Here is a 20,813-nt window from a genome sequence, read left to right on the forward strand (position 1 = left end):
CGCTACTGGCTGCGTGCCAGCATGCTGCGGAACTGGGACAGGGCGACCATCAGGAAGACGAAGCCGAGCCCCGCGAGCAGCAGCATCTGCGGCCACACGGTTTCGACCCCGGCGCCACGGAACAGGATCGACTGCGCCAGCTTCACGAAGTGGACTGTGGGAGAGGCCTGGAGCACGGTCTGAAGCCCGTCCGGCATGCTCTCCACCGGGGTGGTCGAGCCGGACAGCAGATCAAGGACCAGGAACACGGGGATTGCCAGCAGACCGAACTGCGGCATCGACCGGGTGACGGTCGCCAGCAGGATGCCCAGCGAGGTGGTGGCGAACAGATAGAGGGCCGTCCCGCCCAGGAAGAGTGGAATGGACCCGTGGATCGGCACGTCCAGCATTATCTGCACCACCAGCAGGAGGGACAGCCCGACGGCCAGCAGGATGACCAGACCGTTGGCCCAGATCTTCGCCGCCGCGATCTCGCTGGCGGTGACCGGCATCACCAGCAGGTGCTCGATCGTACCGTGCTCCCGCTCGCGGATCACGGCGGCCCCCACCAGCAGGATGGACAGGATCGTCACGCTCCGGATCACCTCCATCACCGACTGGAACCACATCGACTCCAGGTTCGGATTGAACAGCGCCCGGGTGACCAGCGTGATGGGTTGGGCGGTCTCCAGCGCCGGCGTCAGCAGGGCCGCCGTCTCCCGCTGGATGATCGACTGCACATAGACGGAGCCCAGGCCCGCCTGGGTCATGGCGGTGGCGTCGATGTTGAGCTGCACGATCGGTTCGTGCCGGCGCAGCAGGTCGGCCTCCAGCCGTGACGGCAGATCCAGGGAGAAGGTGACCTCCCCGGCATCCATCGCCGCGTCCACCTGCGACCGGTCCATCAGGACCGTGCGGCCGAACTCCGGCGGCAGCAGGCCCTGGGCGATACGGCTCGACAGGATGGAATGGTCGTTGTCGACGATGGCGACGGTGGCGTTCTTCACCCCCGTCTCCACCCCCGTCGCCACCTCGTAGATGGAGAGGGTGAAGCAATAGATGATCAGGCCCAGCAGCACCTTGTCGGCCATGAAGCTGGCCAGTTCCTTGGCGCCCAGGCGGAAGACGTTCTTCAGCCATTGCCGCATGGTTCAGCGCTCCTGCTTCGCCAGCATCAGGCTGGCCACGATCAGGAAGCCCGCGCAGAACCCGAACAGCACGAGGAAGTCCAGGTGGAACGCCTCGAACGGCCGGATCTTGGCGAAGGTCCCCAGGCTGACGTTCTGGAACCAGAGGGCCGGGAATCCCAGGCCGATCCAGTGCCCCGCCCCCTCGACGGTGGCGGCGGGATAGAGGAAGCCCGAGAAGTTGATGGACGGCACCGTGGTCAGGATCGCTGCGGCCGCCATGGCCGCGACCTGGGTCCGGGCGAAGGTGGAGACGACAAGCCCCAGCCCCGTTGCCGCCCCGACATAGAGCAGCCCCCCCAGCAGCAGCGCCGGCAGCGAGCCCCGCACCGGCACGTCGAACAGCAGATCCGCCAGCAGGACCAGGGTCAGGAAGCTGGTGAAGCCGATGACGATGTAGGGAATCTGCTTGCCCAGCAGGAACTCGCCCACGCTGGCGGGTGAAGCGTAAAGGTTGTTGATCGACCCGATCTCCCGCTCCCGCACGACGCCGACCGCCGTCAGCATGGACGGGATCAGGATCATCAGCACCATGATGCAGCCGGGCAGGATGGCGGCGGCACTGCGGAAATCCTGGTTGTAGCGGAAGCGGGGTTCGACCTTCGGCGCCGGGAGGCTCTGGGCTGGTACGGACGCCTCCGTGGACAGCAGCCTGTTGGCGTATTGCAGCGCGATGCCCTGGACATAGCCACGCGCCGTCTCTGCCCGGAACGGCATCGCCCCGTCCAGGAAGACCGCCAGTTCAGGACCGTGTCCGCTCAGCAGGTCGCGCCCGAATCCCGGCGGGATCGACACGACCAGTTTCAGTTCGCCCGAGCGCAGGCGGCGGTCGATCTCCGCGTCGCTCCGGATCGGTGATCGCTCGGAAAAATAGCGCGAGCCCGCAAATTCTTCCACCAGACGCCGGCTTTCCAGGCTCTGGTCGCGGTCGAACACGGCGTAGGACAGGTCCTCCACGTCGAAGCTGATGCCATAGCCCAAGGTGACCAGCAGCAGCAGCGGCCCCAGCAGCGCGAAGGCCAGACGGATGCGGTCGCGTAGCACCTCCACCATCTCGCGCCGGGCGAAGGCCCAGACACGGCCGGCCGAGACGATGAGCGATTCCGGGTTCGCCTCCGCCTGTCTCCGGCCGGCCCCGGAACCCGTCCCGGTATCAGCGCCAGCGCCCTGGGGTGTATCGGCGGGGGCCGCCGCTGCGCCGGGATCGCCGCCGCCCGCCGCTTCGAGCTGGGCGATGAAGGCGTCCTCAAGACCGGCATGGCCCCGGGCCAGCTCCGCCGGCGTGCCGACGGCCAGCACCCGGCCGGCATGCATCAGCGAGATGCGGTCGCAGCGCTCTGCCTCGTTCATGAAGTGGGTGGAAACGAAGATCGTCACCGCCCGCTCGCGCGACAGCCCGCCCAGAAGCTGCCAGAACATGTCGCGGGCGGCGGGGTCCACGCCCGAGGTCGGTTCGTCCAGGATCAGGACTTCGGGATCGTGCAGGCAGGCGGCGGCGAGCTGCAACCGCTGGCGGATGCCCAGCGGCAGCGATGCGGGTTCCGTGTCGGCTGCGTCGCGCAGGCCGAACCCGTCAAGCGCCCGCTCGGTCCGGGCCGCCACCTCGGCTTCCGGGATACGGTACAGGCGGGCATGCAGCATCAGGTTGTCGCGGACCGACAGCTCCTCGTAGAGGGAGAAGGCCTGCGACATGTAGCCGACGCGCAGCCGCGTCTCGATGCCGCCCGCGGTGACCGGGCGGCCCAGCAGTTCGGCCGATCCGGAACTGGCCGGCAGCAATCCGGCCAGCATCTTCATGGTGGTGGTCTTGCCGCAGCCGTTGGAGCCCAGGAAGCCGAAGATTTCGCCCCGGCCGATGCTGAAGCTGACCCGGTCCACGGCCGTGAAGCTCCCGAACCGGCGGGTCAGGTTCTCGGCCCGGATGGCGGGGGGACCCTCGACCTCCCGCCGGGGCGGCATGACCAGGGCCGGATGGCTTCCGCCCGCGGGGTCCAGCAGGGCGCGGTAGGCCTCTTCCGGTGTCGCAGCCCCGACCCCGGCCAGGACTTCCGCCGTCGTGCCGGCCGCCAGGATGCGACCGGCATCCATGGCGACCAGCCGGTCGAACAGCGCCGCCTCTTCCATGTAGGCGGTGGCGACGATCACCGTCATGCCCGGCCGGTCGGCGCGGATGGAGGCGATCAGGGACCAGAACTGGCGGCGCGACAGCGGATCGACGCCCGTCGTCGGCTCGTCCAGGATCAGCAGGTCCGGATCGTGGACCAGCGAGCAGCAGAGCGAGAGCTTCTGTTTCATGCCGCCCGACAGCTTGCCGGCCGGCCGGTCGGGGAAGGGGTCCAGGCCCGTCGCCCGCAGCAGCCGGCCGACGCGCTGGCGCCGCTCCTCGGCCGACAGGCCGAACAGCCGGCCGAAGAAGTCGATGTTCTCCGCCACCGACAGCGTGGGGTAGAGGTTCCGGCCCAGGCCCTGCGGCATGTAGGCGATGCGGGGGGCGGCGCTGTTGCGGTGCGCGGATGAGGCCATGTCGCCGCCCAGCACCTGCACGCGGCCGGTCTGCAGCTTCTTCACGCCGGCGATCAGGCCGAGAAGGGTGGATTTGCCCACCCCGTCGGGACCGATCACCGCGACGGTGCCGCCGGCGGGAACGGTCAGGGAGACGTCGATCAGGGCGGCCTTGGCACCGTAGCGGTGCCCGACCCCGGTGACGACGACCGCCGGGTCAGTGGAGGGCATCGGGGAGCCTCGGCGCCAGGGACTCCGGCCAGGCGGCGGTCGGATCAAGGCGGACATAGGCCTGCCCCGTCAGTCCGGCCCGGACATAGCGGCGGAAGGTCGCCAGCAGGGCCGGGTCGCCGGACAGCTTGACCCGGTACATCAGCTTCTCCCGCTCCTCCGCCGTTTCGACGGATTTCGGGGTGAACTGCGCCTCCGCGGCGACGAAGGTGACGGTGGCGGGGAAGACGTAATCGGGCAGCGCGTCCAGAACGATCCGTGCCTCCGACCCGAGCGCGAGCTGCCCGGCCTGCCGCGTCGGCAGGAAGACGGTCATGAAGACGTCCGTCAGGTCTAGCAGCGTTGCCAGCCGGCCGCCGGCCGGCACCACCTCGCCCGGCTGCACAAGCTTGTATTCGACGCGGCCGGCGACGGGGGCGGCCAGGGTCAGTTCCGCCAGCACGGCCTCGATCTGTGCCACCTCGGCCTCCGCGGCCTGCTTGGCGGCCTCGGCGTCTGCAACGGTGGCCTGGGCGCCCTTCACCGTGGCCTCGGCCACGGCGTTCGCGGCCTTGCGACGGTCCACGTCCATCACCGGACCGGCGGAGCGGCGCTCCAGTTCCACGGCCCGGCGGAGTTCCACCTTGGACAGGTCGAATTCGGCCTCGCGGATCCTCTGTTCCGCCTGGGCCTTGACGACGGCCTCCTCGGCCCGGCGCACGGAGGCGCGGGCGGCCAGCAGGCGGGCGCGGGTTTCATTGTCGTCCAGCCGGGCGACAACGGCGCCCTTGGGCACGTCGTCGCCTTCGCGGACCAGGATCTCGGCCACGCGGCCGGCATATTTGGCCGTGATGTCGATGCGTTCGACCTCGATGCGGCCGTTCGAACTGGCGAAGCCGTCCGGTACGCGGGACGCGTGGTTACTGCTCCAGTAAATGTAACCGCCACCGGCAAGGGCGGCGACCGACAGGATGGCGAGAAGGGGGGCGATGCGCATCGGGGGGACCTGCGCTGCGGTGAAGGGGGGGGAGGATTTCAGTTAAATCAGGGCGATAGCCTATGGCCACGGAAATTCGACCGCGTTGTCGTGGATCAATTCCCGACCGGTCGGATGGTCTGCAACCTGAGGCGACGTCCATGGCGCTCCCAAGAGGTGCCTCCGTGACCCGCTGAAAGTCCCGGTGGGACAGTGTGCCGCCCGCCCGTGCGGCGCGGTCCCGATTTTGTCGATGTGACAGCGACCGTGGCCCAAGGTATTGTCCATTTCCTTGCCGGACATTCCGGTTTCCCTGTGATTGGAAGAGGCGGTTCTTTCATCGGCCGGGGTTCGGACCTTTTCCCGGTTCTTCCCTGGTCTTCCCGGCCGGCCACGCCGGCTGTCCGGTTGGCCGGCATTCCCCCCGGAGGCCCGAATCCGTGACCCCCGAGTCGACTGCACCGTCACCGCTGCCCGCGGCCCTGGTCCAGCCCCTGTGGGAGGCTCTGGACGAGGCGGTTCTGGTCACCGATGCGATGCTGGACCCGCCGGGGCCGACGATCCTCTATGTCAATCCCGCCTTCTCCCGCCTGACCGGTTACGACGCCGGTGATGCCGTCGGGCGCACGCCCGTCATCCTGAAGGGCCCAGGAACCGACCCGCGGGCCTTCGCCGGTTTCAATGAGGCGCTGCGGGCCGGCCGGCCGGCCCGGGCGACGGTGCTCAACTACCGCCGCGGTGGCGAGCCCTATCTCTGCGAGATCATCGCAGCCCCGCTGACGCATCCCGACGGCAGCCGTGGCTACATCGCCGTGGAGCGGGAGGTGCAGGCGTCCCCTGCGGTCCCGCTCGCCGATCTCCGATTCCGGGAATGGCTGCTGGCAGCCTCCGCGCACGACCTGCAACAGCCGCTGAACGCTCTGACCCTGCTGGCCGGCGTGCTCGACATGCGCGCCGGCGGCGACCCGCGCTTCCGGGAGCCGCTGGACGGAATGCAGGCGGCGCTGGCGTCGGCACGGGACCTGTGTGCCACGTTCCTGGACCTCGGCCGGGCCAGCGCGGGGCGGGTCGAGGCGGTGGCGGTGGACCTGGGGCACCTGCTGCTCCGGGTGGCGGAGCGGCACCGTGTCGCCGCGGCGGCCCGGGGGCTGGATCTGGTCGTCGTTCCCGTCCGCTCCGCGGTGCTGTCGGATCCGCGGCTGCTGGAGCGCATCCTGGACAATCTGCTGTCCAATGCGATCCGGTTCACGCCGGCGGGCCGGGTACTGCTCGGCTGCCGCCGCCGCGGCGGTCGCCTGCGCATCGACGTCCTGGACACCGGCCCCGGGATCGACCCCGCGACCCTGCCGCATCTGGTGACCGACTATCAGCACGGGACCCGCCCGGAAAGCGGGCAGGGGCTGGGTCTTGCCATCAGCCGCCGGCTCTGCGATGCGCTCGGTCACCGGCTGGAGGCCGGCCATGCCCCGGGCGGCGGCGCCCGCTTTTCCGTGACCCTGGATTTCTGGACCGGGGATGGTCAGGGCGCTACTGCACCCGCCGCACCTTGATCCGGGTCGGGCGGCTGTCCGGCACCATGCTGTAGGACCCGAACGCCCCCGGCCTGACGGTCACCGTCTCGCCGATGCCGATGCGCAGCGGGTCGTCCTCCCGTTGCAGCCAGACCTGGCCGTTGTCCAGGGTGAACAGCCAGCGCCCGTCCTGGTCGCGGCGCAGGTCGGTGATGACGGCGCGCAGCCGGTCGGGCGCGCCCTCGGGTGGGGTCAGGATGAGCTGCTCCGATCCGACCGCGGGCGGAGCCGCGGTGGCTGGGGGTGCCGCGGCCGCAGTGGCGGCGTCGAAGCAGGCCAGCCGCGCGGCGGGGGCCGTGACCGTGCGGCAGGCCATGACACGCTCCAGCGTGTCCGCGGCGGCCCCCGCGGACGTCAGCAGGGGGAGGAGGAGGGCGGCGATGCGGACAGGGCGCATGGTCACTCCCGTCGGAGAACTGTCGTCGGAAAGCCCGCGTGGGGCCGGGAGCGGGGACGGGGGGCGTCCCGCTCCCGGTGCTTCGCGTCAGTCGGGACCGGCCTGCGGCGTCAGAACTGCGCCGTCAGGCCGACGAAGACATAACGTCCCAGGGCGTCGTAGACCTGGGGATAGGTGTTGCCGTTGCCGAAGCCGGTGCCGACCTCGGAGCTGACCGGCGGGTCGTTGTCGAACAGGTTGTTGACGCCGGCATTGAGGGTGAAGCCCTCGTAGAACTCCCAGTTGGCCGCCAGATCGAAGTAGTCCTGGCTGTCCAGCGTCTCGTCGATCGCGGCGAAGTTGCCGCTCAGATCGGGATCGTCGGACGAGAGGTCCAGGTTGACCTTGGCGATGTGCCGCCAGCTCAGCGACACGTCCAGCCCGAACGGCGCCGACCAGGTGACGCGCGCCTTGTGGCGCCACTCCGGCAGGGGCACCTCGCAGGTCGGGCCGTAATAGCCGGCGCAGTCGTACTCGACATCCAGCACCGGCACCGGCTTGCTCTCGAATTTGTCGAGCCAGGTGCCGATGAAGGTGAAGGACAGGCCACCCCGGTCGGGCAGGCCCAGGTCGGCCAGATCCATCCGGTAGGCCACTTCGAGGTCGATGCCGGAGGTCTCCAGCGTGCCGAGGTTCAGGTTGAACGCCTCGATGTAGCCCTCGGGGTCGGTCCACAGGCTGCCGCCCGCGCCGCGCTGGATGAAGCCGCAGAAATACGGATCGCCCGTTCGGCCGCACTGGTCCAGCGCCAGGGTCGGCGGCACCGTGCCGATCTGGTCCTCCAGCTTGATGCGGAAATAGTCCAGGGCGACGCTGAAGTTCGCCAGGAAGCCGGGCGTGAAGACGGCCCCCAGCGCGATGGTGTCGGACTTCTCCGGGTCCAGTTCCGTGTTGCCGCCGGCAAGCTGGTTGAACTGCCCGGCCGGGTTGTTGAGGATGCGGCCGTACTGCTCCGGCGTCACGCCGGTGTTCGCGCACTGCTCCAGGGTGAAGGTCGGCGTGGCGCCGGAGCAGGGGTCCTCGGACAGGTCGAACAGGCCGACGCCCTGTGCCGCGAACAGCTCGCGCACATTGGGCGCCCGGACGGCCCGGTTGTAGCTGGCGCGCAGGCGGATGTCCGCCGTCGGCGACCAGTCGCCCGCCACCTTGTAGGTGTTGGTCGTGCCCGAGGTGCTGTAGTCGGACCAGCGATAGCCCAGGTCCAGGCTGAGCTGCTCCACGAAAGGCTTGTCCTGGACCAGCGGGATGCGCAGCTCCCCGAACAGCTCGCGCACGTCGAAGGCGCCGTCCACGCTGATCGTGGGGCCGCCCTGGCCGGCCAGATCGCCGGTGGTGAAGGCGGCATCGGTGCGCAGCTCCAGCTCCTCGCGCCGGTACTCCGCCCCCAGGGCGATGGCGATGCCGTCCGTCGCCAGCGGGCTCCGGACCCCGTACTGGCCCAGATCGCCGGAGACCGAAGCGGTCAGCACCTCCTGCACCGTCTCGCCTTCCTGGAAGCCGGGGGTCTGGAGATAGTCCAGGGCCTCCTGCGTGACGCCGCCGATCTGGAACAGGTTGTACGGCCGGCAGGCCGGGTCCGTGCCGTCCACGAAGGAGCGGCAGGCGGGCTGGCCGGTCTCGGGGTCGGTCACGACATCCAGGGCCCGCTGGCTGCGGGCGATGGAGAAGTCGTTCAGATAGTTCTCGGCGAACACCACCGTGCCGTACTGGTAGGAGGCGTCATAGCTCCACCCCTCCGTGAAGTCGCCGCGGAAGCCGCCGACGAAGCGGTAGGAGGTGTGGCGCAGATCGTCCTGGCGCCCGCCGCCCTCGACATTGCGCCGGCCGATCAGCAGTTCGGCCGTGTCGTCGGGGCCGAGCCCCTGCGCGGTGCAGAGGGTCGCCGCCTGCTGCGGCGACAGGAAGGGGTTCGAACAGGGGGTGGTGAAGCTGCCGACGAACAGGCCGCTGGGCGCGATCTGGGCCACCGTCCGGTCGTCATGGAACATGAAGGTGGAATAGACCTCGACCGTCTCATTGAACTCGTAGCGGCCGAAGGCGCCCGCCGTATAGCGTTCGTCCGGACGCTGGTAGTAGTTCAGCGGCCCGAAATTGTAGAGGTCGGTCGACAGGTCGAACGGGCGGAAGCCGCCGGTGGCCTGATCGAGCGTCAGCTCCTGGTCGCCGCCGACGACGAAGTAGCCGGGATAGGTGGTGGCGGACCCGGCGCAGACATAGCCGGAGCCGTCGTCGTTGGTGCCCAGGGCGCAGGAGCTGTAGTCGCGCTTGGACTGCACGACGGGGTCGATCTCGCGGTAGCCGGCGTAGATCGTGATGTTGCCCTTGCCGTTGGCCGAGTTCATGCCCAGCACGCCGGTGATGTCGCGGGTGAAGCCGTCCGTGACATCGTCCTTGGGCAGCTCGTAGTTGGCGGCACGGACGACATCGGCCAGACGGTTGTCGTTCTTGTGCTGGAAGAAGCTGTACTGGGCGTCCACCCGGGCGCCCTCGAAATCGTCCTGCATGATGAAGTTGACGACACCGGCCACCGCGTCGGAGCCGTAGACCGCGGAGGCGCCACCCGTCACCACCTCGACCCGCTCCACCAGGGCGGCCGGGATCTGGTTCAGGTCGGGGGCGGAACTGGCGTCCGTGCCGCCCGGCGTGCCGGCGGGCAGCCGCTTGCCGTCCACCAGCACCAGGGTGCGGGTCGGGCCCAGGTTGCGCAGGTCCACCGTCGCCGTGCCGGTGGACCCGTTGGAGACGTTGCCGCCCTGGTCGGCGAAGGCCTGCGGCAGGTTGTTGACCAGGTCCTCGACCCGCGTCGTGCCCTGGAAGTCGAACTCCTCGCTGCCGATGACCGTCACCGGGCTCGTGCTGGTCAGGTTGCCCTGGCGGATGCGCGAGCCGGTGACGATGATCTCCTCGACCTGACCCTGCGGGGTCTGCGCCGCGGCCGGAAGGACGGTCGCCAGCGTTCCCAGTGCGGCCCCGGCCAGCATGGAGGCACGGAGCGTTCCGGGCACCCGGCGCGCCCGATGGTTCCCTGTCAGTCTGCTCATTCCCGGTTCCCTGTTCCGGCGGCCGTTGCGGCCTGCCGTTCGTTGTCGCGGGCCACCCGGCCGCGCCGGGTGACGGTTGCCGCCCCCCGTCAGCGCAGGCGATGCCGGGCAGGCCATTCCCGCGAGCTAGCATCGGGAACTTCGGATTCGGAATGTCGCGAAAGAGAAAGGGCGCCAAGATCTGGCGCGTGTTGAAAACTTGCAACAACTTACCCACTATAAAGCAGTATGATTTGTTTAGCGGTTGATTGCGTGGGTGATTTATTCACCCGACCGTCATAGGAAGGCGGGCATATCATGTGCGTGAATACATAGGCTGCGGGGCGCCTGTCCGGCGCATCCCCGCCCTTTCGGAAGGGGCAGTCTGCGCGAGGCGCCCAAGCGCGATGACGCTGCGGGCGTTCCCGCCCGGCGTCATGCCCCGACTCCGCCCGGCGGCGGATACCCTATCTGTGACGGGCCAGCTCGGCTGCCTCGAAGGCGGCAAGCGCCGCCTCCAGCCGCCACTGGGTCCGGGCTTTCTCGCTGCCGGCCAGGAACCCGGCGCAGGCCGGGCCGGGGGAGGGGATGCCGGGACCGTCGCCCGCGCAGGCGGGGACGATCCGGGTCGTCTCCGCATCGGCCCAGAGGTCGTCGCCGGGCAGGAAGCTGTAGCGCAGGCTGTCCCGCGACAGCCGCTTCACGGTCGCGTAGTCCAGCCCGAACCAGCGCACGGCCTTCACGTACTCCAGCGCCAGCGTCGAGCGGGAGACGCCCTGGTCGTCGGTGGCGAGCACCAGCGGTACGCCATGGGCGCGGTAGAGCCGGAACGGGTGGGTGTCGCGGTCCAGGTGCAGGATCTGCTCGTTGCTGGTCAGCAGCACCTCGACCGGGATGCGCTCCCGCGCCATCCGGTCCAATGTCGCGGCGGCGTCCGTCTCATAGGCGATGGCGGCGCCATGGCCGATCCGGTCTGCCCCGGCCACGGCGACGGATTTCGTGATGTGGTCGCGCAGGGCGGCCGGCGGCGCCAGCACCGGGGTCAGCTCACCGGCGTGCAGGGCGAGGTTCAGGTGCGGGAAACGGGCCGTGACGAAGCCCAGCACCCGCATCTGCGCGTCGAAGTCGCGCAGGGCCGACGGCCCGTCCTCCGGCGCCACGAGGTTGAGCCCGACCACGCGGGGATCGGCCCCCGCCAGGGTCGCGGCGAACACCGCCTGGACGAAGACCTCGGCCGGGGTGCCGCTCCGGTTCGCCTGGAGGATGTAGCGGATGCCGACGGCGCAGGCGGCCGGCCCGCTCCCGTCCGGGCCGCAGCCCAGCACCGCCCGCTGGCGCGCCTCGTGCCGGTCCAGATCGGCCCGGGCCGCCGTGACCGCCGCGTCCAGGGCCGGGCCGCGCACGGCGGAGAGCTGGGCGTCCAGATCGTCCGACCAGCGCAGGGTGGCGGCCAGGGCGCGCAGGTCGGCCGAGCGCAGGGACAGCATCTCCTCCAGATGCAGGATGTGCTCGTCCGCCGCGATGCGGGCCACCTCCGCCAGCATGTCACCCGTGCGGACGGCGGAGACGGCACCGAACCGGCCGAAGGTGGAGAAGAACTGGTCGCGCCCGTCCACCATGCCGGTGCCGGTGCCGCGGATCGACAGCGCGTTCAGCATCTCGCCATGGCCGCCGGGCGCCTTGGCGTGATCCGCCACCGCCGGCACCCCGTCGGCCGGGCGGCAGGGCGGCGGCAGGATGGCGCGGGCCGCGCGGTCGAAGCACAGCCCGTCCTGCTGCGCCCAGGTGACGAAGCTCTCGGCATAGACCGCACCGCTCAGATGGCTGTGCAGGTCGGCCCCCTTCGGCAGGGCCGTGAGGAACCGGGTGAGCTGCGCCGCGTCCGTCCGGGCCGCGTCGAACACCGCCTCCATGTCCATGGTTGACGGTTGCGTCGGTCCCCGCTCCGGCAGCGCCGCGCATCCCGTCGTCAGCAGGGAGAGGAGCAGCAGCAGGGGCAGGGCACGGCGCATCGGATCTGTCCGGGAAGGCGGAACGGAAGTGCCGATATGACCAGATCGGAGGCGCCGTGCAAACGGGGTATCGCCCGGTGCCGGGGGCGCATCGCCGCGATGGCGGGAACGAAGCGACCGGCCGGGCGTCATTACGGGTAGAACCGGGCGTCACTGCTGGTAGAAGGATGGCCACGGGCGGGATTTCCCGCCGCCGCTGGCCATCACTGAGGAGAAAGCATGTTCCGACCGTTGACGCTGGCCTCGACCCGCCTGACCGAACGCTTCCTTCCCGATCCCTATGTCCTGGTGCTGCTGCTGACGATTCTGGTGTTCGTCCTGGGCATCGCCGTCGAGGGCCAGTCCCCCCTGGCGATGGTGGAGCACTGGGGCAAGGGCTTCTGGCAGTTGCTGGAATTCAGCATGCAGATGCTTCTGGTGCTGGTCACCGGCTTCGTGCTCGCCAGCACGCCCGTCTTCGCCCGCCTGCTCGGGGCGCTGGCCACGCTGGCGCGGAGCCCGGGTCAGGCGGTCGTGCTGGTCACGGTCGTCTCCCTGGTCGCAAGCTGGGTGAACTGGGGGTTCGGGCTGGTGATCGGGGCCCTGTTCGCCCGCCAGCTCGCCCGCCGGGTGCGGGTCGATTACCCGCTGCTGATCGCTTCCGCCTACAGCGGCTTCGTCGTCTGGCACGGCGGCCTTTCGGGGTCGGTGCCCCTGGTCATCGCCACACCTGGCCATTTCACGGAGAAGATGATCGGCGTCGTGCCGACCAGCGAGACGATCTTCGCCGGCTTCAACCTGACCATCGTCCTGGCCCTGTTCGTGCTGATCCCCCTCGCCAACCGGCTGATGCTGGGGCATGGGGCACGCCCGGTCTTCGTGGACCCGGACAGGCTGACCGACCCGACGCCCGCGACCGGGGCCGTGGCGGAGCGGCCGGCCGAGCATCTGGAGCACAGCCGGCTGCTGGCACTGGCGATCGGGGGACTCGGTCTTGCCTATCTCGCCGTCCATGTCTGGGGCCAGGGCGGCGGCCTGAACCTCAACATCGTCAATTTCGGATTCCTGATGCTGGGAATCCTCCTGCACGGCACGCCCTACCGCTTCCTGCGCAGCCTGGAGGAAGCGGTGAAGGGCGCTGCCGGCATCATCATCCAGTTCCCCTTCTATGCCGGGATCATGGGCATGATGGTGGGATCGGGGCTGGCGCGCGATCTCTCGGCCTGGTTCGTCTCGATCTCGACGGCCCAGACCCTGCCGCTCTTCACCTTCTGGAGCGCGGGGCTGCTGAACATCCTGATCCCGTCGGGCGGCGGCCAGTGGGCGGTGCAGTCCCAGGTGATGCTGCCCGCCGCCCTGGAGCTTCAGGCGGACGTGCCGCGCACGGCCATGGCGGTCGCCTGGGGCGATGCCTGGACCAACATGATCCAGCCCTTCTGGGCCCTGCCGGCCCTGGCCATCGCGGGGCTGCGGGCCAAGGATGTGATGGGCTACTGCCTCGTCATCCTGCTGCTCTCGGGCGTCGTCATCTCCCTGGGCTTCCTTTTTCTGTAGGCGGTACCCCTGGCTGGTGGACGGTGCCGCCCGCTAAGGCGGCACCGGCGCCGGATCACCCGAGCTGCTTCAGGAGCGCTTCCTCGCCCGTGCGGCCGTGCCAGCGGTCGAACCAGACCACGTCGCGCAGCGGCGTGCGGGGCAGCCAGCCCGCCGCTTCCAGCTCCGGGTTCTGGAAGAAGTGCGAGACATAGCCGACGCAGAGATAGGCGATGGTCTGGATCGAGGCCGGGATGCCCAACGCCTCACGCAGGTCGGCATGGCGCAGGATGCTGACCCAGCCCACGCCGACATTCTCCGCCCGCGCGGCCAGCCAGAGATTCTGCACGGCGCAGACGGCGCTGTAGAGGTCCATCTCGCGCTGGTGCGTGCGGCCGACCACGACCGGGCCGGTGCGCTCGCGGTCGCAGGTGACGCAGATGCCCACCGGCGCCTCGACGATGCCCTCCAGCTTCAGCCGGCGGTAGGTCTCCTGCCGGTCGCCCTCGAACATGTCGGCCGCTTCGGCGTTCGCGGTCTGGAAGGCGTCGCGCACCTTCAGCTTCACGTCCGGGTCGCGCACGACGATGAAGTCCCAGGGCTGCATGAAGCCGACGGACGGCGCATGGTGGGCGGCCTTCAGGATGCGCCCCAGCACCTCGTCCGGGATCGGATCGGGCAGGAACTGGCCGCGCACGTCGCGCCGCTTGAAGATGCACTTGTAGACGCTGTCGCGCTCGGCGGCGGTGAAGTCTGCGTCGGCCTGATACGGGTTGGCTTCCATGGTTTCCCCTGCATGGGCAAGCATGGGTCACCGCCCGTCCACGGCGGCTTCCCAGGACGTTCCAGGCCGGTCTTCTGACTCAGGCTCAGCCCTTCCGGACACCTTCCCGGCCCGCGGGGCCAGTGGCATCCGTCCGGAAGGTCCCCTTCACAGCGCTGGGCGCGTGGCAGACTTCCACTGCCTTCCCGATTCTCCCGAAGGCATCCGGGCACCTGGAACGGCGCCATCGATACACGGATGCCGCCGGGCGATCCAGCGCGGCAACGCGCCCCGTCGGGGCAGGGACAGCAGGTCGCGGAAAAGGTCACGGGGCCGATACCGCGCGCGGTGCGGTCGGACGGCACGGGTCAGGTGGAGCGGTTGCGCCCGACGGGCTCAGGCGTTCCAGCAGCGCCGGGCCACGCGCAGCCAGTTGCCGCCCAGGACCATGTCCAGCTCGGGCGCTGCGAAGCCCAGCCGGGTCAGCGCCTCGACGATGCCGCCCAGGCTTTCGGGCGGTGCGATGGCGATGTCCGGCCGGTAGCCAAGCTCGGGCGACCAGCGGTCCCGGTGCCGGTGCAGCCAGGCGCGCAGCTCCTCCTGGTCGAACGCGTAGTCCAGGGCCAGACCGACATGCTGCGGCCCGACCAGATCGGCGACATAGGCGACATGGGCGGCGATCCGCTCCGGCGTCGGCTCCCCGCCCAGGAACAGGTCCACGCCGTTGATGCCGACCACCCCGCCCGTGGCGGCACAGGCCCGGATCAGATCGTCGCCGATGTTGCGCCCGTGCGCCTTCAGCGCGTGCGGGTTGGAGTGGGAGAAGATCACCGGCCGGTCGGCGCGCTCCAGCACGTCGCGCGCGGTGCGCCAGCCGGTATGGCTCAGGCAGACGACCATGCCGGCCTCCTGGATGGCCTGCACGGCACGGGCGCCGGCCGCGGTCAGGCCGGGATCGTCGTCATGGCAGCCGCCGCCGATGCCCGTGGTCCGGTTGTAGACCAGACTGATCCAGCGCACGCCCAGGGAGCGGTAGATCTCCGCGAATTCCGGGCGGACGGCGAGCGAGCCCGCCCCTTCGATGTCGAAGGCGACGCCCAGCCGGCCAGTGGCGGCGGCGTCCACCACGTCCTCGGTGCTGCCGGCCAGGCAGTACTCGTCCGGGCGTGCCTCGATCCAGTCGCGGAAGAAGGCCGCCGTCTCCATGATCTCGGTCGCCGGGGTCTGGTCCATCCCGACATTCAGGCTGACCATGGTGAAGCCGCTCTCGCGCAGGCGCTGGAGCTGTGGCAGGAAGCTGGCATCCCTGCGTAGCGGCATGCAGGCATGGTTGTCCCAGACGATCCGCGGCCTGCCCGTCATGTCCCGTGGCATCGGCCCCTCCCCGGTTCCGGCCATCAGCGTCCCCCGAAGCGTCCGGGGGCGAGGTCCGCGGCCGTGACGCCCTCGTCCCGGCAGTCCTGCGGCAGGGTGCCGTCCAGGATCAGCCCGGCGGCCAGCCGTCCCAGCGCCGGGGCGGTCTGCATCCCGTAGCCGCCCTGTCCGACCAGCCAGAAGAAGCGGTCCTCCCCCGGGTCGAAGCCCGCGACGGGGGTGCGGTCGGGCGCGAAGGTGCGCAGCCCCGCCCACTTCGCCTTCAGCGTCCGGAACTCCAGGTCCAGCGCCTCCTGGATGCGCTCGGCGGCGACGGCGATGTCATAATCGTCCGGCTGGGCGTCGCAGGGATCGGACGGGCTTTCGTCCGCAGGGGAGCCGAGCAGGCGGCCGCTCTCCGGCTTCACGTAGAAGCTCTCGTCCACGTCCATCACCATCGGCCAGCCGGCGGTGTCCAGCCCGGCCGGCGGATCGAACAGGAAGGCGGTGCGCCGCTTCGGCTCCAGCCCCACGGGGGCGATGCCGGCCAGGGTGGCGACACGGTCGCCCCAGGCGCCGGCGGCATCGACCAGGAGGTCGGCCGCGACCGTCTCCCCGCCCGTCCGGATGCGCCAGCCGTCCGGCGTGCGCTCGATCGCGTCGGCCGCGCGGCCGGTCAGGACGGCGCCGCCGGCCTCCCGGATCATGCGGACGAAGCCCTGCATCAGGGCGTGCGCGTCGATGTCGGCGGCGGTCGGATCGTGCAGTGCGCCCAGCAGCCGCTCGCGCCGCAGCCGCGGCACCAGCGCCACCGCCTGGGCGGGGTCAAGGTGGCGCAGGGTGGGGCCGATCTCCGCGGCGGTGGCGGCCAGGCTCTCCGCCTGGTCGTGCGTGGCGATGAACAGGGTGCCGCGCGGATGCAGCAGGGGCTGGTCGCAGAACCCCGCCGGGGGTGCCTCGAAGAAGGGCCGGCTGGCGCGGGTCAGGGCCCGGACGGGGGCGTTGCCGTAGGCTTCGGCGAACAGGGCTGCGGTGCGCCCGGAGGCGTGGTAGCCGGGCTGCGCCTCCGCCTCCAGCACCAGGACGCGCCGCCGCGGCGCCAGAAAGGCTGCGGCCGACAGCCCGGCGATCCCGGCCCCGATGACGACGATGTCCGCCCGCTGGTCCATGGCGTCTCAGCTTGCCGGTTCCAGCATGAAATAGACAAGCCGCATCTCCTCCTGCACGACGGCGACATGAGGCTCCCCCGCCGGGATGACGCTGACCATGCCGCCGCCGATGACGGCGGCCTCGCCGCCGCTTTCCGTCTCCGCCCGGCCGGACAGGATGACGGACAGCTCATGCCCGGCGTGCAGGGAGGCGCCCGTGTCGGGAATCCGCGCTCCGGCCGGCAGCAGGGCCGTGCCGATGCGCAGGCGCCCGCCGCCGGGCAGGTCCAGCACTCCCAGCTCCCGCGTCAGCGCCCCGTCCACCGGGTCGGCGATGGCGAAGGTCCGCATGTCCGTCTCTCCTCACTGGCCGCCGGTCTGGCCGCTGGCATGGCCATAATCCCGCGCCGCCTGGGCGGGCGTCAGATAGCCGTCGCGCAGGTCCGCCGCGACGCGCGCCGGGTCCCGCTCCCGCGGGTCGCCCCAGCCACCGCCGGTGCCGGTGACCAGCCGCACCAGATCGCCCTTTGCCAGCGGCAGGCGTGCCGTCTTGCTGAAGCGGACGACCTCACCGTCGCCCCTTACCACTTCGGCGAAGTTGGGCGAGCCCTCCTGGCCGCCCTGCATGGCCCAGGGGCGGTGCCGGTAGCGGCCGAAGGTCGTGGACATGAAGGCGCCGTCGCCCAGCACCCGGTATTCGAGCTGCAACCCCTTGCCGCCGCGGAAGCGGCCGGCGCCGCCATCCTCGGTGTGGAAGCCGAAGCGCTCGACGCGCACGCCGTAGCGGGCCTCCGTCACCTCCACCGGGATGTTGTAGGTCTCCCCGTTGCCGACGCAGAATTGGCCCTGCTGGCCGTCACCGTCGCAGGCGGCCCCCCAGCCGCCGGCCAGGGGCTCCACCAGCAGGAAGAAATCGCCGCTGTCGGGGTGCCGGCCGGCGATCACGGTGGCGCAGACCGACCCGTAATGCCCCGCCGGCAGCCGGTCGGGCATGTGCGGGGCGAGCGCCTTCCACATCACATCGGCGGCCGAGATCATCGTTTCGTAGTAGATGGAGACGGGGGCCGGGCGGCTGGCCGTCATCACGGTGCCGTCGGGGCAGATCACCTTCAGCGGCCGGAACACGCCCTCGGTCGCCGGGATCGCCGGGTTGGTCAGGGCCTTGAACACGGCGCGCACGGCCGACAGCAGGCCGGCGCGGGTGTTGTTGATGGGGCCTGGCGCCTGGGCGGCGCTGCCCGTGAAGTCGGCGATGAACTCGCTGTCGGTGATGGTGATGGCGACGCGGACCGGGAAGGGGCCGTTGCCCAGCCCGTCATCGTCGACCATGTCCTCCGCCGTGAAGGTGCCCTTGGGCAGCCGCGCCAGCTCCTGCCGGATCATCGCCTCGCCATGGTCCAGCAGGTGCTCCACCGCGTCGGCCACGCCGGCCGTGCCGTACTTGGCCACCAGATCCAGGAAGCGCCGCTCGCCAAGCTGAAGCGCGGCGGCCCCGGCCCACATGTCGCCCAGGGTCATGTCCGGCAGGCGCACATTGGCGCGGATCATGTCCACCAGCGCCTCGTTGATGCGGCCCTGGTCGAACAGGCGGACGGCGGGGAACTGCAAGCCCTCCTGGTAGATCTCCGTCGTGTTCGGGCTGAAGCTGCCGGCGTCCTTGCCGCCGACCTCCGTCCAGTGCGCCTTGTTGGCGGCCCAGGCCAGCAGCGTGCCCTCATGGAAGATGGGGCGCACCAGCGTCACGTCGGACAGGTGCGTGCCGCCGCCGCCATAGGGGTCGTTGGTGATGAAGACGTCGCCGGGACTGATGCGGCCGGGGCCGGCGAACTTCTCCTGCACGGAGCGCACGGCGGCATCCAGGGTGCCGATGAACAGAGGCACGCCGTTGCCCTGGGCGATCAGGCGGCCGGCGGCGTCGGTGATGCCGATGGCATAGTCGAGCGTCTCGTAGATGATCGGGCTCATGCTGGTGCGCTTGAGCGCCGTGAACATCTCGTCGCCGATGGCGACGAGGGCGTTCTTGATCACCTCACGGGTGAAGCTGTCCGCGGGCTGCATGGGGTCACCTTTCCGGGGCGCCGCCGGCCCGGCGGTCGAGGATGAGATTGCCGTAAGCGTCCACGCTGACGCTCCAGCCGGGGGGGACGACGGCGACGGTGGCGCCTTCCTCCACCAGCGCCGGACCGGCCAGGGTCATCCCCGGCTCCAGCGCATCGCGGTCGTAGACGGCGGCATCGTGGATGCCGTCCACGTCGTAATCCACCCGGCGGGTGCCGGTGCGGGCCGTCTCCACCGCGCGGCCGGTGACGGCGCGGGGCGGCAGGGCCAGCTTGGCGATCTGGCCGACGCCGACCAGATGCGCGTTCACGACCTCCACCGGTGCGTCCAGCGCGAAGGTGTAGGCCCGGCGGTGCGCGGCGTGGAACGCCTCGACCAGATCGGCGATGGCGGCCGCGTCCAGCGGGCCGGCGGGCACCGGCACCTTCACCGTATGCTCCTGCCCCAGGTAGCGGGCATCCACATGGCAGGTCAGCAGCACCGTCTCCGGGGCGAACCCGTCGTCCCCGAAATCCGCGCCGGCCTCCGCCGCCAGCTCGTCGAACAGGGTCTCCAGCTCGGCGGGCGGGGCGGTGTCCAGGCGCAGGATGCGGGTGCGGATGTAGTCCCGCCGCAGGTCCGACATCAGCATGCCCAGGGCCGAGAAGACGGCGGCATGGACCGGGATCACGACGCGGGGAATGGCAAGCTCGGCCGCAAGCTGGGCCGCGTGCATGGCGCCGCCGCCGCCGAAGGCGACCAGGGCGAAGTCGCGCGGGTCGTGGCCACGGTTCAGCGAGACCAGCTTCAGCGCGTTCACCATGTTGGCGTTGGCGATGCGGATGACGCCGCGGGCCGTGGCGACCGCATCGGCACCGAAGGCCGCGCCGACGCGGGTGAAGGCGGCCTCCACGGCCGGCAGGTCGGGGACGATGGCCCCGCCGGCGAAGCGCCCGGGATTGATCCGGCCGGTCAGCAGGTTGGCGTCTGTCGTCGTCGGCTCGGTGCCGCCGCGGCCATAGGCGACGGGGCCGGGGCTGGAGCCGGCGCTCTTCGGCCCGACATGCAGCGCACCGCCGGCATCGACCCAGGCGATGCTGCCGCCGCCGTTGCCGATCTCCACGATGTCGATGACCGGCGTCTTGATGGCGTAGCCGGGGGTCCGGGGCGTCTGCTCGATCCAGTAGTCGGTGGTGATGCGCGGCTCGCCGCCCTGGATCAGGGTGCATTTCGCCGTCGTCCCGCCGATGTCCAGCGCGATGACGTCGGGCTCCCCGATCAGGCGGCCGAGCGCCGCCGCGGCCAGCATGCCGCCGACCGGGCCGGACTCGACCATGGCGATGGGATTGGCGCGGGCCGCGGCCAGGGTGGCGATGCCGCCGTTCGACTGCATCACATAGGCGCGGCCGCGGAAGCCGTCATCCTCCAGCCGCTGCCGCAGCCTGTCCAGGTAGCGGCCGGCGGCGGGCTTCACATAGGCGGACAGCACGGCCGTGCTGGTCCGCTCGTACTCGCGCCATTCCCGCGTGACGGCGTGCGACGCGGTGACGGTCACCTCCGGCCACAGCCGCGCGATCTCCGCCGCCACCGCGGCTTCGTGCGCCGGGTTGCGGTAGGCGTGCAGCAGGCAGACCGCGACGGCCTCCACGCCCGCGGCGCGGAAGTCGTCCAGGATGGCGGGCAGCCCGGACAGGTCCAGCTCCCGCACGACCCGGCCCTTCACGTCCAGCCGCTCGGGGACTTCCCGGCGCAGGTGCCGCGGCACGAACGGCACCGGCTTGCGGAAGGCGAAGTTGAACAGGTCGGGCCGGTTCGACCGCCCGATCTCCAGCACGTCGCGGAAGCCCTCCGTCGTGATCAGCCCGGTGACGACGCCCTTGCGCTCGGTCAGGGCGTTGATGACCACCGTCGTGCCGTGGACGAACAGGCCCAGCCCGTCCATCGCCACGTCGGCCGTGCGCATGGCCTCCAGCACCCCCCGTTCGAAGTCCGGAGGCGTGGTATCGACCTTCACCGTGGAGACGCCGGTGATGGCGCCGTGAGCGTCCTCCCGGCACAGCACCAGATCGGTGAAGGTCCCGCCGACATCGGTCGCGACGCGCATCAT

Annotated in this window: 14 protein-coding genes and 1 riboswitch; of the genes, 2 read left to right on the forward strand and 12 right to left on the reverse strand. The window is 70.6% G+C overall.

Going from position 1 to position 20,813, the window contains the following annotated elements; genetic code table 11:
* Window positions 1–2: 2 nt before the first annotated feature.
* Genes ACFQPS_RS17870 through ACFQPS_RS17880 form a run of 3 tightly spaced genes read right to left on the reverse strand, consistent with a single transcriptional unit; the run spans window position 3 to window position 4,875 of the window.
* Window positions 3–1,127, reverse strand: a complete 1,125-nt coding sequence (locus ACFQPS_RS17870) for an ABC transporter permease (RefSeq protein ID WP_377360578.1) — start codon at window positions 1,125–1,127, stop codon at window positions 3–5.
* Between the two features lie 3 nt (window positions 1,128–1,130).
* A complete protein-coding gene (rbbA, locus tag ACFQPS_RS17875; protein ID WP_377360579.1) occupies window positions 1,131–3,899 on the reverse strand; it encodes a ribosome-associated ATPase/putative transporter RbbA in 2,769 nt (922 codons plus the stop codon).
* A complete protein-coding gene (locus ACFQPS_RS17880; protein WP_377360580.1) occupies window positions 3,886–4,875 on the reverse strand; it encodes an HlyD family secretion protein in 990 nt (329 codons plus the stop codon). Before ACFQPS_RS17880 ends, rbbA begins: the two co-directional genes overlap by 14 nt.
* 419 nt (window positions 4,876–5,294) lie before the next feature.
* Here ACFQPS_RS17880 and ACFQPS_RS17885 point away from each other — a divergent pair, with 419 nt between their 5' ends.
* Window positions 5,295–6,404 carry a PAS domain-containing sensor histidine kinase gene (locus tag ACFQPS_RS17885; protein ID WP_377360581.1) on the forward strand — a complete coding sequence of 370 codons (1,110 nt, stop codon included), beginning with the start codon at window positions 5,295–5,297 and terminating at the stop codon, window positions 6,402–6,404.
* Here ACFQPS_RS17885 and ACFQPS_RS17890 read toward each other — a convergent pair.
* The 3 genes from ACFQPS_RS17890 to ACFQPS_RS17900 all read right to left on the reverse strand — a co-directional run bounded on the left by ACFQPS_RS17890 (window position 6,382) and on the right by ACFQPS_RS17900 (window position 11,893).
* Window positions 6,382–6,822, reverse strand: coding sequence for a hypothetical protein (locus ACFQPS_RS17890; protein ID WP_377360582.1), 441 nt, complete (start codon window positions 6,820–6,822; stop codon window positions 6,382–6,384). The genes ACFQPS_RS17885 and ACFQPS_RS17890 overlap by 23 nt on opposite strands.
* Window positions 6,823–6,932: 110 nt before the next feature.
* Window positions 6,933–9,902, reverse strand: coding sequence for a TonB-dependent receptor plug domain-containing protein (locus ACFQPS_RS17895; RefSeq protein ID WP_377360583.1), 2,970 nt, complete (start codon window positions 9,900–9,902; stop codon window positions 6,933–6,935).
* Window positions 9,903–10,348: 446 nt separating this feature from the next.
* Complete coding sequence (locus tag ACFQPS_RS17900; RefSeq protein WP_377360584.1) at window positions 10,349–11,893, reverse strand: adenosine deaminase family protein; 1,545 nt, start codon at window positions 11,891–11,893, stop codon at window positions 10,349–10,351.
* A gap of 219 nt (window positions 11,894–12,112) precedes the next feature.
* Between ACFQPS_RS17900 and ACFQPS_RS17905 the strand changes: the two genes are divergently transcribed.
* Window positions 12,113–13,426, forward strand: coding sequence for a short-chain fatty acid transporter (locus ACFQPS_RS17905; RefSeq protein WP_377360585.1), 1,314 nt, complete (start codon window positions 12,113–12,115; stop codon window positions 13,424–13,426).
* Window positions 13,427–13,481: 55 nt separating this feature from the next.
* Here the strand turns inward: ACFQPS_RS17905 and bluB are convergent, their stop codons facing one another.
* The 6 genes from bluB to ACFQPS_RS17935 all read right to left on the reverse strand — a co-directional run bounded on the left by bluB (window position 13,482) and on the right by ACFQPS_RS17935 (window position 20,810).
* Entirely contained in the window at window positions 13,482–14,189 is a 708-nt protein-coding gene (gene bluB / locus ACFQPS_RS17910) for a 5,6-dimethylbenzimidazole synthase (RefSeq protein ID WP_377360586.1), read from the reverse strand.
* Between the two features lie 47 nt (window positions 14,190–14,236).
* Window positions 14,237–14,420: riboswitch (cobalamin riboswitch) on the reverse strand.
* Window positions 14,421–14,564: 144 nt separating this feature from the next.
* The gene (locus ACFQPS_RS17915) at window positions 14,565–15,542 is read right to left on the reverse strand and encodes a dipeptidase (RefSeq protein ID WP_377360587.1); all 978 of its coding nucleotides are present in this window, start codon (window positions 15,540–15,542) and stop codon (window positions 14,565–14,567) included.
* A 23-nt stretch (window positions 15,543–15,565) separates the two neighbouring features.
* Window positions 15,566–16,690, reverse strand: coding sequence for an NAD(P)/FAD-dependent oxidoreductase (locus ACFQPS_RS17920; protein ID WP_377360588.1), 1,125 nt, complete (start codon window positions 16,688–16,690; stop codon window positions 15,566–15,568).
* 6 nt (window positions 16,691–16,696) lie between these two features.
* The gene (locus ACFQPS_RS17925) at window positions 16,697–17,020 is read right to left on the reverse strand and encodes a cupin domain-containing protein (protein WP_377360589.1); all 324 of its coding nucleotides are present in this window, start codon (window positions 17,018–17,020) and stop codon (window positions 16,697–16,699) included.
* A 12-nt stretch (window positions 17,021–17,032) separates the two neighbouring features.
* Complete coding sequence (locus ACFQPS_RS17930; RefSeq protein ID WP_377360590.1) at window positions 17,033–18,727, reverse strand: hydantoinase B/oxoprolinase family protein; 1,695 nt, start codon at window positions 18,725–18,727, stop codon at window positions 17,033–17,035.
* Window positions 18,728–18,731: 4 nt separating this feature from the next.
* Window positions 18,732–20,810 carry a hydantoinase/oxoprolinase family protein gene (locus ACFQPS_RS17935; RefSeq protein ID WP_377360591.1) on the reverse strand — a complete coding sequence of 693 codons (2,079 nt, stop codon included), beginning with the start codon at window positions 20,808–20,810 and terminating at the stop codon, window positions 18,732–18,734.
* Between the last annotated feature and the right edge of the window lie 3 nt (window positions 20,811–20,813).

The sequence above is a fragment of the Rhodocista pekingensis genome (assembly GCF_042665545.1).
Classification (GTDB): Bacteria; Pseudomonadota; Alphaproteobacteria; order Azospirillales; family Azospirillaceae; genus Rhodocista; species Rhodocista pekingensis.